Annotated in this window: 15 protein-coding genes; 14 read left to right on the forward strand and 1 reads right to left on the reverse strand. The window is 41.2% G+C overall.

Annotation, left to right across the window (positions count from 1 at the left end; translation table 11 throughout):
* The first annotated feature begins 133 nt into the window (after positions 1-133).
* From fliF to PZ638_RS13270, 14 genes are all read left to right on the forward strand, one after another.
* Entirely contained in the window at positions 134-1819 is a 1686-nt protein-coding gene (fliF, locus tag PZ638_RS13205) for a flagellar basal-body MS-ring/collar protein FliF (RefSeq protein WP_144141634.1), read from the forward strand.
* Entirely contained in the window at positions 1816-2808 is a 993-nt protein-coding gene (fliG, locus tag PZ638_RS13210) for a flagellar motor switch protein FliG (RefSeq protein ID WP_004255600.1), read from the forward strand. The genes fliF and fliG overlap by 4 nt, the downstream gene beginning before the upstream one ends.
* Positions 2801-3529: a flagellar assembly protein FliH gene (gene fliH, locus PZ638_RS13215; protein WP_165879701.1), complete on the forward strand. Its 729-nt coding sequence runs from the start codon at positions 2801-2803 to the stop codon at positions 3527-3529. The genes fliG and fliH overlap by 8 nt, the downstream gene beginning before the upstream one ends.
* A complete protein-coding gene (gene fliI, locus PZ638_RS13220) occupies positions 3526-4890 on the forward strand; it encodes a flagellar protein export ATPase FliI (RefSeq protein WP_094961183.1) in 1365 nt (454 codons plus the stop codon). Before fliH ends, fliI begins: the two co-directional genes overlap by 4 nt.
* Before the next feature lie 11 nt (positions 4891-4901).
* A complete protein-coding gene (gene fliJ, locus PZ638_RS13225; RefSeq protein ID WP_164455768.1) occupies positions 4902-5345 on the forward strand; it encodes a flagellar export protein FliJ in 444 nt (147 codons plus the stop codon).
* The gene (locus tag PZ638_RS13230) at positions 5346-6713 is read left to right on the forward strand and encodes a flagellar hook-length control protein FliK (RefSeq protein WP_144141637.1); all 1368 of its coding nucleotides are present in this window, start codon (positions 5346-5348) and stop codon (positions 6711-6713) included.
* 162 nt (positions 6714-6875) lie between these two features.
* Positions 6876-7355, forward strand: coding sequence for a flagellar basal body-associated protein FliL (gene fliL, locus PZ638_RS13235; protein WP_164455770.1), 480 nt, complete (start codon positions 6876-6878; stop codon positions 7353-7355).
* Positions 7356-7360: 5 nt separating this feature from the next.
* Positions 7361-8368, forward strand: a complete 1008-nt coding sequence (gene fliM, locus PZ638_RS13240; RefSeq protein WP_094961179.1) for a flagellar motor switch protein FliM — start codon at positions 7361-7363, stop codon at positions 8366-8368.
* Complete coding sequence (fliN, locus tag PZ638_RS13245) at positions 8361-8777, forward strand: flagellar motor switch protein FliN (protein ID WP_004255621.1); 417 nt, start codon at positions 8361-8363, stop codon at positions 8775-8777. Before fliM ends, fliN begins: the two co-directional genes overlap by 8 nt.
* A gap of 22 nt (positions 8778-8799) precedes the next feature.
* Positions 8800-9258, forward strand: a complete 459-nt coding sequence (gene fliO / locus PZ638_RS13250) for a flagellar biosynthetic protein FliO (protein WP_172412225.1) — start codon at positions 8800-8802, stop codon at positions 9256-9258.
* Between the two features lie 12 nt (positions 9259-9270).
* Positions 9271-10014: a flagellar type III secretion system pore protein FliP gene (gene fliP, locus PZ638_RS13255; RefSeq protein WP_094961178.1), complete on the forward strand. Its 744-nt coding sequence runs from the start codon at positions 9271-9273 to the stop codon at positions 10012-10014.
* A 22-nt stretch (positions 10015-10036) separates the two neighbouring features.
* Positions 10037-10306: a flagellar biosynthesis protein FliQ gene (fliQ, locus tag PZ638_RS13260; RefSeq protein WP_004255630.1), complete on the forward strand. Its 270-nt coding sequence runs from the start codon at positions 10037-10039 to the stop codon at positions 10304-10306.
* A 2-nt stretch (positions 10307-10308) separates the two neighbouring features.
* Entirely contained in the window at positions 10309-11088 is a 780-nt protein-coding gene (gene fliR, locus PZ638_RS13265; protein ID WP_144141640.1) for a flagellar biosynthetic protein FliR, read from the forward strand.
* Positions 11089-11555: 467 nt separating this feature from the next.
* Positions 11556-12881, forward strand: a complete 1326-nt coding sequence (locus PZ638_RS13270) for a colicin-like pore-forming protein (protein ID WP_004255635.1) — start codon at positions 11556-11558, stop codon at positions 12879-12881.
* 26 nt (positions 12882-12907) lie between these two features.
* On the opposite strand, the gene cui is transcribed toward PZ638_RS13270, so the two are convergent.
* Positions 12908-13441, reverse strand: a complete 534-nt coding sequence (cui, locus tag PZ638_RS13275) for a colicin immunity protein Cui (protein WP_272674289.1) — start codon at positions 13439-13441, stop codon at positions 12908-12910.
* Between the last annotated feature and the right edge of the window lie 119 nt (positions 13442-13560).

A 13560-nucleotide genomic window follows, 5' to 3' on the forward strand; every position in this document is an offset into this window, starting at 1 on the left:
GATTCCGTCATTAGAACCCCTTAAAACAAGAAATAATAGCAAAGTGAAAAAGTGACGTTACGAAGAGGGAAATAACATTGTTTCACCAAAAGTATTTTCATCCGTCTAGTAGTCTGCCAAGCAGGGAATATTTATGAGTGCCGCATCTAAAGACACGGGGGAGGCCAAAAAGGGTTTTGCCTCTATAGTTGAAAGGATTAAAGCTGATCCTAAAATACCGTTAATGATTGCGGCGGCTGCGGCTGTTTCAATTATTGTCGCCCTTCTCCTCTGGCTACGCAGCCCTGACTACCGTGTACTTCTTAGCAATTTAAGTGCTAAAGATGGTGGCGATATTGTTGGCCAGCTAACTCAGATGAATGTGCCATATCAAATTGCTGATAATGGTAGCGCTATTTTAGTTCCTGCAGATAAAGTGCATGAATTACGTTTAAAGCTCGCTCAATCAGGTTTACCTAAAGGTGGCAATACTGGTTTTGAATTATTAGATAAAGAACAATTCGGTATCAGCCAATTTAGTGAGCAAATCAATTACCAACGTGCATTAGAGGGTGAACTCTCTCGTACTATTGAGTCCCTAAGCCCAGTACAAAGTGCTCGGGTGCATTTAGCAATTCCTAAACCCACCTTATTTGTGCGTGAGCAAAAGCTACCAACGGCTTCTGTGACGGTCGGTTTACTACCGGGAAGAATGCTTGATGAAGGGCAAATCAGCGCCATTGTCCATATGGTATCAAGTAGCGTAACAGGCCTAACCGCGAGTAATGTCATTATTGTTGACCAAACGGGTCGCTTACTCACCAATAACGATAATAGCCAGCAATCGGCAAACAGCGCACAAATCAAAATGACTAAAGAGATGGAGTCCCATCTCAAACAGCGCATAGAAGATATTCTGTCGCCGTTAGTCGGTCGTGCCAATATTCATGCCCAAGTCACCGCGCAAATGGATTTCTCGAAAGTCGAACAAACTTCAGAGGAATATAAGCCCAACCAAACGCCAGATAGTGCGGCTATTCGTTCCCGCCAAAACAGCCAAAGTATGCAAAATAACAATGGCGGAATCGGTGGAGTGCCAGGTGCGCTTTCAAATCAACCCGTTAGTGCACCAAGTGCACCTATTGAAACCAATAAAGACAATAAAGATGGCGCTCAAACGGCGAATAACCGTAATAGCGTCTCGAACTCGCAAAGCGATGAAACCACAAATTACGAAGTAGATCGCAAAATTAGTCACACTCAACGGCAAATTGGTGTCGTCGATAGGCTCTCGGTCGCAGTTATTGTCAATTACCACTCACAAGATGGTGAAAATGGTCCTGAAATGAAGCCATTGCCACCAGAGATGCTGCAACAAATTGAAGCATTGACACGCGAAGCAATGGGCTTTTCTTCTGCACGTGGGGATTCTCTCAACATTACTAATTCATTGTTTACCAATGAGGCTCCGGTTGAAGAAACACCTTCGTTACTTGAAAGCCCACAATTTATTGCTCAGTTACTGGATTACGGAAAAATACTGCTTATTGCCATTATTGCTTGGTTTATGTGGCGTTTCGGTATCAAACCTCAATGGGTTAAATACCGTAAAGCACAACAAGCCCAAGCTGAAGCCGAGGTTTTTGTTGCCACACAACTGAAAACCCCGCTCGTGGTTGATGAAGCGATTGATGAAGAAATGGATGAGCAAACACGCCGTCGCCTGACTCGTCAACGTGTTAGTGCTGAGATCCAAAGCCAACGTATCCGTGAAATGGCAGAAAAAGACCCACAAATCGTGGCAATGGTTATCCGTCAGTGGTTAGGAAAATCCCAATGAGTTTAAGTGGAACAGAAAAAAGTGCCGTGATGTTAATGACGCTCGGTGAAGACCAGGCTGCGGAAGTATTTAAGCACCTGAATCCTAAAGAAGTTCAGCAATTGAGTATGGCAGTGTCAAACATGCGCCAAATCTCAAATAACGAACTGGCAGAAGTATTAACTGAATTTGAAGAGTCAGCGATTCAATTCGCGGCACTCAATATCAACACGAATGACTATCTGCGTTCTGTATTGGTGAAAGCACTTGGCGAAGAACGCGCTGCAAGCCTACTTGAGGACATCTTTGAAAAACAAGAAACCACGTCAGGGATCGAAAGCCTCAACTATATGGAACCCCAAACCGTTGCCGATATTATCCGTGATGAACATCCGCAAATTATCGCCACTATTTTGGTTCACTTAAAACGCAATCTTGCAGCGGATGTCCTCGAATTATTCGAAGAACGCCAACGCAACGATATTATGCTACGTATCGCCACCTTTGGTGGTGTCCAACCTGCTGCATTGGCGGAATTGACCGAAGTGTTGAACAACTTACTGGATGGCCAAAACCTCAAACGCAGCAAAATGGGTGGCGTGAGAACTGCGGCAGAAATCATCAACTTGATGAAAAGCCAGCAAGAAGAAAGCGTTATCGATGCAATGCGTGATTACGATGGTGAGCTTGCTCAACGTATTATTGACGAAATGTTCCTATTCGAAAACCTTATCGAGGTGGACAACCGCAGCATTCAACGTATTTTGCAGGATGTTTCGACAGACTCGCTGGTTATTGCCCTCAAAGGCAGCAACCAAGCACTACGTGACCACTTCCTCAACAATATGGCCGCTCGCGCTGCAGAAATCGTGCGCGACGATTTGGAATCACGTTCTCCTGTGCGTATGTCTCAAGTGGAAAACGAACAAAAAGCTATTTTGCTTATCGTTCGTCGTTTAGTCGAAAAAGGCGAAATCGCTATAGGTGGTGGAGACGACGTCTATGTCTAAGTCAACAATTCCAAATGACCAATGGCAGCCTTGGCAGCTTCGTGAGCTTAATCAATGGGATCTCAACTCAGGCATTCCTGCATTAAGTGATGTTCCTGAGCCTGACGCGCCAAAAGTCCCGTGCCTTGAACCAAAAGAAGTGTTAGAGCAAATTAATTTGCTCGATAACATCAAGGAAGATGCACAGCGGACGGGTTACCAACAAGGGCATGAAAAAGGCCAGCAAGAAGGTTACCAAGCTGGTTTTGAGCAAGGCTTACGAGCTGGAGAAGAACAAGGGCGTGAGCAGGCACTTGCTTTGCAACAACCTGTGATTGAAACATGGCAAAAACTGCTGTCTGAATTCAATTATTCTCTCGATACCTTTGATACGGTGGTGACCACTAAACTGTTGCAGATAGCGTTGACTGCGGCTAAGCAAGTTTTAGGACAATCCACCGTTTGTGATGGCACCGCATTGTTGGAGGAAATCAGCCAGTTACTCCAACAAAAACCGATTTTTACTGGGCAGCCTGAACTACACATCAACCCAAATCATTTTGAATTGATTGAACAGCACCTCGGTTCCCTACTCAACTTGAACGGCTGGCGCTTAGTCGCTGATCCTAAACTGCATATCGGTGGCTGCCGAGTCGTCGCTGAAGACGGTGAAATTGATATGACTGTGGCGACACGTTGGCAAGAATTGTGTCGTTTATATGCACCGGAGAGCTTTTCATGACGGCACGATTGGGACGCTGGATTGCTTCGTTGGACGATTTAGAATCGCGGATGAAAGGGATCCCGATGGTGCGTCGTTATGGCCGCCTCACAAAAATCACTGGCTTAGTGATGGAAGCCGAAGGCATTAAAATGCCTTTGGGGGCAACCTGCTTTATTGAACGCTCAATTAATGGTGGCTCAGATGAAGTGGTGTGTGAAGTCGTCGGCTTTAACGGCCCAAGAATGTTATTGATGCCATTAGCCGACCTCGAGGGGATCGCCCCGGGTGCCCGTGTTTATGCACAATCAACCGGTGATGACGGGCAAACTAGCCGCTTACTCCCTATTGGTAATGAATTATTAGGCAGAGTACTTGATGCCCAAGGTAATCCATTAGATGGAAAAGGCCCCTTAGAGGTAAAAACACGCGCGCCATTAATTACCCCACCAATTAACCCATTAGAACGAACGCCTATTAGTAATGTATTGGATGTCGGTGTTCGTGCAATCAATGCATTATTAACCGTCGGTCGCGGCCAACGTATGGGGCTATTTGCTGGCTCTGGTGTGGGTAAAAGCGTATTACTTGGCATGATGGCACGCTTTACACAAGCCGATATTATCGTAGTCGGGTTGATTGGTGAACGTGGTCGTGAAGTCAAAGATTTCATTGAAAATATCTTAGGGGCTGATGGCTTAAAACGTGCCGTTGTCGTTGCAGCGCCAGCCGATGTGTCTCCTCTATTGCGCATGCAAGGCGCCTCTTATGCCACTCGTATCGCTGAGTATTTTCGCGATAAAGGTTTAAGTGTGCTGTTGATTATGGATTCACTCACTCGCTACAGCATGGCACAACGGGAAATTGCGTTAGCCGTGGGTGAACCACCAGCAACGAAAGGCTATCCACCTTCTGTATTTGCCAAATTACCAGCATTAGTTGAGCGTGCAGGGAATGGGAAAAATGGTGGGTCAATTACCGCTTTCTATACCGTTTTAACGGAAGGGGATGACCAACAAGATCCAATTGCTGACTCGGCTCGCGCCATTTTGGATGGCCATATTGTTCTTTCCCGTTCACTGGCTGAGTCAGGGCACTACCCTGCCATTGATATTGAAGCTTCCATCAGCCGAGCAATGACGGAGCTCATTCCTAAAGAGCATTACCGAAAAATTCAACGTTTTAAGCAGTTAACGTCTAGTTACCAACGCAACCGAGATTTAATTAACGTCGGTGCGTACGCCATGGGCAGTGACCCCATGTTGGATACGGCAATTCAATATTACCCACGTATGTCGAAGTTTTTGCAGCAAGATATTGATGAGCGATGTGATTATCAAACCGCATGCGAACAGTTGACACAAGTGGTTCCCAACGAATAACGAGGGGATAAATGGCCAAAAATAATGCCTTAACAACATTACTCACCTTAGCTGTTGAAGCCTCGGAAGAAGCAGCAAAAGTGTTAGCTCAAGTGCGCCAAACCCACACCCAAATGGCGCAGCAACTAAATATGTTGGAAAACTACCAATCCGAATATCGTCAAAAACTCAACCAAACCTTGCATACGGGTATGGAATCGGATAAGTGGCAGAATTATCAGCAATTTTTGGTCACATTGGAACTGACCATTGAACAACAGCAGCAACAACTGAATTTATGGGGGCAACGCGTTAACGAAGCTAACCGCCATTGGCAAGAAAAACAACAGCGTGTCAACGCGTTCGATACGTTAATTCAACGTGCTGAACATACTGAATACCAACGTCAAAACCGCTTAGAACAAAAGCAAATGGATGAATTTGCTCAACGAGCGACTTTACGGAGACCTCAATAAATGGACATCAACGCCCTGAATGTGCCAACCGCATCATCGACTAAAAATGGCAATATACAACAAAATGAATCGCGCGCTGATGAAAATCAAGCCCCTGCACTCCCCTTTCAAGCTATGCTTGATAACCAGCAACCGATTGAAAAACAAAATGTCACTAATCAACCGATCAATGAAGAAGCACTTAACAAAGATATTGTTGACAACAAACTGGCAATAGCGAGTAAAGAAACGATTGAACAAACCAAGGTTGGGCAAAAAACGGCTGAAAATGCCATTGAGCAACTGAACTTTAGCCGTAACTTACGTGCTGATAGCGTGCAAACTGCACTTAACACTGAGTTATTAACAGGCAAAGATGCTAACGAGCAAGCGTGGCTAGAGAGCTTAAAACAGTCATTAACTGGCCAAGTACAAGCAACGGCAAATACAACTATTAAAACAGAAGCACACTCGGTTTTAGGCGCATTTACCCAAAAAATGCAGCACCTAACGGATAATGCAGATGGCATCATTAATGAAGATGATGGCAAACATCTGGAAGGTTCACAGCAACAAATCGCAGGCGAAGAAGATGGCCCAGAACTTGGGGTATTTATTAAGAATGAAAAAGAAGAACGTCGTGACCAGCCTCTTTTTCCCTTTGATAACCCACGAGATATACGCAGTAAAAATTTAACTGCTGATTTCATGCCATTGAATAAAAAAGTGAGTGATAAAGACCCAGTATTAAACCTACAAAATGTTTCAAGTGAAGCCCTGAACCAAACCGCGAAAGGCGCATTTACACTACAAACTGAGACTGGTGCTTTTACCACCACATCCTCACAGCATACAACGACCGCGCCAGTTAGCATGATGCCAACGACATCAACAGCCCAAGCGGCAACCATAAATGCGCCAACGGCTGCTCCAACCATGCATTTAGCCAGCCAATTAGGTAGCGAAGCGTGGCAGCAGCAATTAAGCCAACATATGTTATTTTTCTCTCGCCAAGGAATATCTCAGGCACAAATTCGCTTGCACCCTGAAGAGTTAGGATCACTAAATGTGCATTTACGCATCGAAGATAACCAAGCAGTAATGCATTTTGTCTCTCCACATAGTCATGTACGTGCAGCCATGGAATCCATGATGCCAGTGCTACGCAGTGCGCTACAAGAAAGTGGTATTCATCTTGCTCAAGGCTCTGTTGGCCAAGATAACTTGAACCAGCAATCCGATAGCTCTCAGCAAAATGCGCACCAAAACGATGGCCAAATTCAAGCGACACATCCATCCGTTGGTGCTGTTGGTATCAGCGAAGCAAATGCCACTGTTTCACCTAAAAATGTAGCATCAAGACAAGGTGGCATTAACACTTTTGCATAAAAAACAAACGAATCGCGGTAATTTCCTAGCTAAAGCGCCGAGTTACCGCCTTTTTGTTTCGTTTTTCACTCCTTTAACTCTTGGCAACCAAGCCATAATGCTAGAGATCATAACGTAAAAACCCATTTGGGTTTAGCATCCAAGAAACAGGAATTCAGCTAAATGTCGTCGAGCAAAAAATCAAAAAGTTCCAACAAAGGGTTGCTTATTCTATTTGCCCTTCTTGCCCTTGCTGGCGCAGGGTTTGGGGGTTATACCTGGTGGACGACACAACAAGGCACGCAAACGGCGAGTGAGGAAGAAAAGCGCCCGAACATGCCACAACCCATTTTTATGGAGTTAGAGCCATTTACCGTCAATTTAACCGGTGCTGCCGATGCGCCGGATCGTGTGCTTTATATCCATGTGACTTTGCGACTTGCGAACGAAAAATCGCGCAAACAACTTCATGAATACCTCCCTGAAGTGCGTAGCCGTTTGTTACTGCTACTTTCAGAGCAAAAAGCAAAAAATATTGAGACGCATGAAGGTAAGTTGCAGTTAATGAAAGATATCAAGCAAACACTCACCCCTACCCTGATCCCAGGTGATACCGATCAGGATATTTCTGATGTGTTATTTACTACTTTTATTCTGCGGTAATATTCATGAGCGATAATATTTTATCTCAGGCCGAAATTGATGCGCTGCTTAATGATGATGCACCATCAAGCAGTACGCCTGTGCCAGAGACTCAAGGGAAAGATAATGTTCGCCCTTACGACCCGAATACTCAACGTCGAGTTATTAGGGAGCGAATGCAGTCTCTCGAAATCATTAATGAACGTTTTGCTCGCCAGTTCCGTATGGGTTTGTTCAATATGTTACGTCGCAGCCCAGATATTACGGTGGGCGGTATTAAAATTGAACCTTACCATGAGTTTGCGCGTAATTTACCCGTACCGACTAACTTAAACTTAATCCATATGCCGCCTTTACGAGGCACGGCACTGTTTACCTTTGAGCCCGCATTAGTTTACATCGCTGTCGACAATCTATTTGGTGGAGACGGCCGCTTTCCTGTACGGCAAGAAGGTAAAGAGTTTACCAATACTGAACAACGCATTATCAATCGCATGCTCAAGTTAGCTTTAGGGGCTTATCGCGATGCTTGGAAGCCAATCGCTGATATTGAAGTGGAATATGTACGTTCTGAAATCCAAGTCAAATTCACTAATATCACCACCTCCCCTAATGACATTGTCGTTACCACACCGTTTTTAGTGGAGATAGGCAATACCGTTGGTGAATTCAGTATTTGTATTCCGATCGCCATGATTGAGCCATTACGTGAACGTTTAATAAACCCACCAATGGAACAAGGCCACCAAGAAAATGAAACTTGGGTCACAAACCTTGTCACCCAAGTGAAACGTTCTGAACTTGAGTTGGTTGCCAACTTTGTTGACATTCCAATGCGAATTTCTCGCTTACTGCAACTGCAAAAAGGGGATGTGATCCCAATTGAGAAACCTGACCGCCTCATCGTTAATGTTGATGGCGTTCCCGTATTAACCAGTCAATACGGTACTCAAAATGGCCAGTATGCATTGCGTGTAGAACATTTGATTAATCCTGTATTAAACACTCTAGATGAGGAAAGTACCAATGAGTGAGGCGAAGAACTCTCCTGATGCATCAACCAATCACGACAGTGAAGACCTGTGGGCTGAAGCGCTGGAACAGCAAAAAAAAGCGGAATCCGCCTCAGCTGGTGCACAGGCTTTCGACAACTTTGATGGACAAAACCCGCTAAATCAACTGTCTGATATCGATATGATCATGGACATTCCTGTCCGTCTTTCAGTTGAATTGGGTCGCACTAAAATGACCATTAAAAAACTACTGAGCTTATCCCAAGGTTCTGTAGTTTCTCTGGATGGCTTAGCGGGTGAGCCACTGGATATTCTGATCAATGGCTATTTAATTGCGCAGGGAGAAGTGGTCGTGGTTTCAGATAATTACGGTATTCGTATTACTGACATCATTACGCCTTCCGAACGTATGCGCCGTTTAAGTCGTTAATTAACCACGTGAGTCGCTGATAATGGCAATACCCAATCAAACTGAGCAGGCACCGATATCTGTGCCTTTTTTATCAACAACCGTTTCCTCCGGTGAACCTAATACTCCTGCTATTGACCACAATGATAGCTTAACGCAGATATCGGGGGCTTTAGGGGGGATCATTTTATTGATACTAGCAGGTGCTTGGTTGGTGAAAAAATTAGGATTTGCTCCCCAAAAAATGGGCAAGGAGCAAATCGTAAAAGTCAAAAGCCGTTGCTCATTAGGTAATAAAGAACGCGTTGTGGTTATTGAGGTGAATAATGAGTGTTTGGTATTAGGTGTTACGACACAAAATATCAGCCTCTTACACCAATACCCGGCTGCACCTGAAGTCACTGAGACATTGCCAACTGAACCGCTCACCTTTCAGTCTTTATTAAAGAAAAAACAAGAGGCTGCAAAATGTGCGGCTTCAGTTACACTTATGCATAAGTAATCGGAAGGGCTCATGTTACCTCTAAAATCTTTACTCACGATTACTACCCTCTTGTTTTTATTGCCAAACTCCGCTTCTGCGGCACTACCAGCCATTATTAGCCATTCAATGGCTGATGGCGGACAAACTTGGTCTTTACCTGTTCAAACGCTTTTATTTTTGACCTTATTAGGCTTTATTCCCGCCTTATTATTAATGATGACCAGTTTTACCCGCATCATTATTGTTTTAGGTTTATTGCGTAACGCACTCGGAACGCCCTCCGCTCCACCGAACCAAGTCTTATTGGGTTTAGCACTGTTTTTGACCTTTTTTGTGATGTCACCCGTTGCCGACCAAGTGTATCGTGAAGCCTACCAGCCTTTTAGCGAAGACAAAATTAGCCTCGAAACCGCTTTAGAGAAAGGGACAGCACCGTTAAGAACCTTTATGTTAGGGCAAACACGCGAATCCGACTTAGCCCTATTCGCAAGAATAGCCAAGGTAGGTGAAATTCAAGAAGCGAAAGATGTTCCATTACGTATTTTAGTCCCAGCCTTTATTACCAGCGAACTAAAAACCGCATTCCAAATTGGTTTTACTATTTTTATTCCATTTTTAATCATCGACTTAGTCGTTGCCAGTGTCTTAATGGCATTAGGGATGATGATGGTTCCACCTGCAACAGTTTCCTTGCCATTTAAATTAATGTTGTTTGTATTAGTTGATGGTTGGCAACTATTGCTTGGCTCATTATCGCAAAGCTTTTTTAATTAGGATTATTTTACTCGGAGTAGTTATGACACCTGAATCAGTAATGGCGATGGGAACTGAAGCGATGAAAATTGCGCTGATGCTAGCTGCCCCTTTGTTATTAGCCGCTTTAGCGGCGGGTTTAATTATCAGCTTACTGCAAGCCGCCACGCAAGTGAATGAAATGACGCTATCTTTTATCCCTAAAATTTTGTCGGTTATTTCTGTGATTATTATTGCAGGGCCCTGGATGCTGAATCTGCTTACCGACTATATGCGGTCATTGCTTAGCAACTTACCGTTTATTATTGGCTAACAATGCTAACCATTACCAGTGAAACACTCACGCTGTGGCTAAGCCAAGGTTTTTACCCTTTCATACGCCTTTTGGCGCTGCTTGGTACAGCGCCCTTTTTTAATGAAAAACAGGCAATTACCAAAGTTCGTGTCGCTCTGGCCTTTTTTGTTGTGTTGATTGTTTCCCCACAACTTCCTGTCGTGAATATTCCTCTATTCTCTGCTATGGGATTATGGGTTATCGTGCAGCAAATGGTGATTGGTGTTGCGATGGGGCTCACAATGCAAATGGCATTTGCTGCCGTACGTCATGCAGGGGAAGTGATTGGTTTACAAATGGGGTTATCGTTCGCCACCTTTTTTGACCCAACAGGTGGACCCAATATGCCTATTTTAGGTCGTATATTTAACGTCATCACCCTTTTATTGTTTCTCGCTTTCGATGGGCACTTGTGGCTTATTTATATCGTGGTCAATTCATTTGAACTGCTCCCAATTCAAACCGCACCATTAAATCGCGATGGTTTTTGGGTATTTACTCAATTTGCTAACACTATATTTATTAATGGGTTAATGCTAGCACTGCCGTTCATTACACTATTTCTCATTCTTAACCTTGCTTTGGGTATTCTAAACCGCATGACCCCGCAGCTATCGGTGTTTGTGGTCGGTTTTCCTTTAACGCTTACCATTGGAATTAGTATGTTAGGGCTGATTATTTCTATCCTCCCGCGCTATACCGAGCGTTTGGTCCACCAAGCTTTCGAGCAGTTATCGTTGATGTTTAATTTGTTTGTTTGAGAATAGATAATTAATCAATTAATTAATGATTAATTTATTATCAAAGTAATTTTTCGAATTTAATAATTAAAGTAGCCCAAGAAAAACTGATTTAATTTCCTATTTGTAGTCTATATTAAAAGCAACTAGTATAGTTGTAAATATCACCTATTATTTGATACATTTCTAAACTATCTAATGACAGTCTCAGTAAATACCCAATACTAAACCTAACTAAAATTTAGGTATAAAATTAATTTATTTTCGCAAGTAAATTTATATGCCAGTGTCGCTCTGAACATGTCACAATAGCCATTCTCTCACATCATTGACTTCTCATTAATATTTTAATAAACAAAATAAAAAATTATTTATTTAAAAATATAATTTTTTAATAAGTGTCATTATATTTTGTGTATTGTTTCATTTCTTTAATGAATGTATTTAAATATTGTAATTTATTTATATTTTCATAAAGAGGAAATCAGATGAATGATGTAATGGTAGTTACCCCACATAGTAGTTTCCGTGATAATTTGATATACGATGGAATCGCTCCCACAGCACATGGTAATATTTCGTTAAGTGATGCTGCTAATGTATATTGCATGAAACCTGACATGATCTGCCCTGTATGTGGTGAGCCGAAATGTATTTATTTCAGAAAACTATGCGAGGAATTATTAAAAAGCCCCAATGAGCAAGATGTAAAGAAGGCAATGGTAAAAAGTATGAGTGTTGGTGTTCCATTCGTTAGAGTTTATGATGAATACCGTAATAAAGTAGAAAACCAACTCGCTAATACCCTTCATAAGAATGGTATTATTCCTACTAAAAAAATTAGAAATGAAATGTTCTCAAAGTATATGAACCTATTTGATCTATTACATAGAAGAGTGGCGAATGGGAGGGTTCAATACATTGACAGGGATATTAAAAGTACAATATTTAGTAAAATAAACCCTAAAACGGCTACGGTTTTAACGTACTTAAATACTTTAGGTGGCACTAAAAACATTAAAAACTACCCAAAAATGATAGAGGCAATTAAAAAAGGCAACTTCAATGATGCTTCTAAAGAGTTTTACAAGAAGATGCCTCAAGATCTTGAAAGTTATTCAGCATTAGATACCCTTATTAATGAAGCTATAGCTAGAAGTCAAGCTGATAATGACTTAAAAAAAATTCAGAGTAAAGTTAAAAATGAGATTGAAAAATTACAAACAAATGAGGCAATTAAGTCTGCATCAGAAATAATGACAGATGTAGGTGAAAAAGCATCTAAGTTTTTTGGTGATAAATATAAGTCTACATCTAATAAAATCATTAATGAATTAAATACATTTAAAGGTAAAAAAATAAAAAACACAAATGATGCATTAAGAATTCTAGGAAAATCACTCAGCAATCCTTATCTTAACATCCATAAAAAAGATCTCCCCGCCATAACTCAAGCGATTAAGGCAGTTGACGGAAAAAAATTATCTGAAAATTTATATAAATTAGGAACTACCTTTAAAATTGCTGATAAATTTTTAAAATTTGATAAAATAAAAAACAAAGTTGAAGAAGGTTTTGAAACTGGTGACTGGAAACCTTTACTTTTAGAAGTTGAAGCTATGGCTTTAGCTGGAGTAGCAACACCAATTGTATTAGCATTTACCGCTGGAAGTTTAAGCTTATTATTACCATTTACCCTTTCAGCAACAGCCATTTCTGTAGCTACTATTGTACTAACAAGTGTGGTTACATCTTTTATTGATGCTAACTTTGCTGATGCGGTCAACAAAGAGCTTATTCCCTTGGCTAACTAAATTCTAGAAGAAAGAAAGGGGAAATTTTATCCCCATCTTTTTAATTTATATTTTACAGGTAAAAATATAAATGTATTTATGGCCAAACAAGTAACAATGAATATAGAAATAAAAATCGCATAATAATAAATGAAAGAAGTAAATTCGAATGCAGAGATTGAACTTAATTTTCTATTTCCAGATGATATATTATAATCTAAGAAATAATTTATATATGTCATTATACCGATAATAAAAATAGAACTTAAATAACCAAAAATTAGCGTGAGAATTCCATCATTGTATAACTTAAAGTGTTCTTTTTTTATTTCTATAGAGTTCCACATAAGTATGTAATATAACACAGAAATTAAAGGAGTTATTTTACAATATAATGCTGACATGTAGCTTTCATTTGGAAATTTATCTGAGTAAATTACAGGTAACTCACCCAACCAGTTATTAATATTAGTTACAGTAGAATTTGAGAACACATTTAGCCATATTGCAGCTAAAGGAATAGCTCCTAATAAAACAATAATAGTGAAAACCCATTTAGTATTTACCTTAAAAACTCGCATAAATCTCCTATATCACAAAACACTCAAATGAGAATAATACATATTATCATTTAATTATTAAAGTTTATTGCGTAATAAAACATTAATTCAAATTTTTTACATCAAATCTATAACATATT

It is taken from the genome of Providencia hangzhouensis (assembly GCF_029193595.2).
In the GTDB taxonomy this organism is placed as follows: Bacteria; Pseudomonadota; Gammaproteobacteria; order Enterobacterales; family Enterobacteriaceae; genus Providencia; species Providencia hangzhouensis.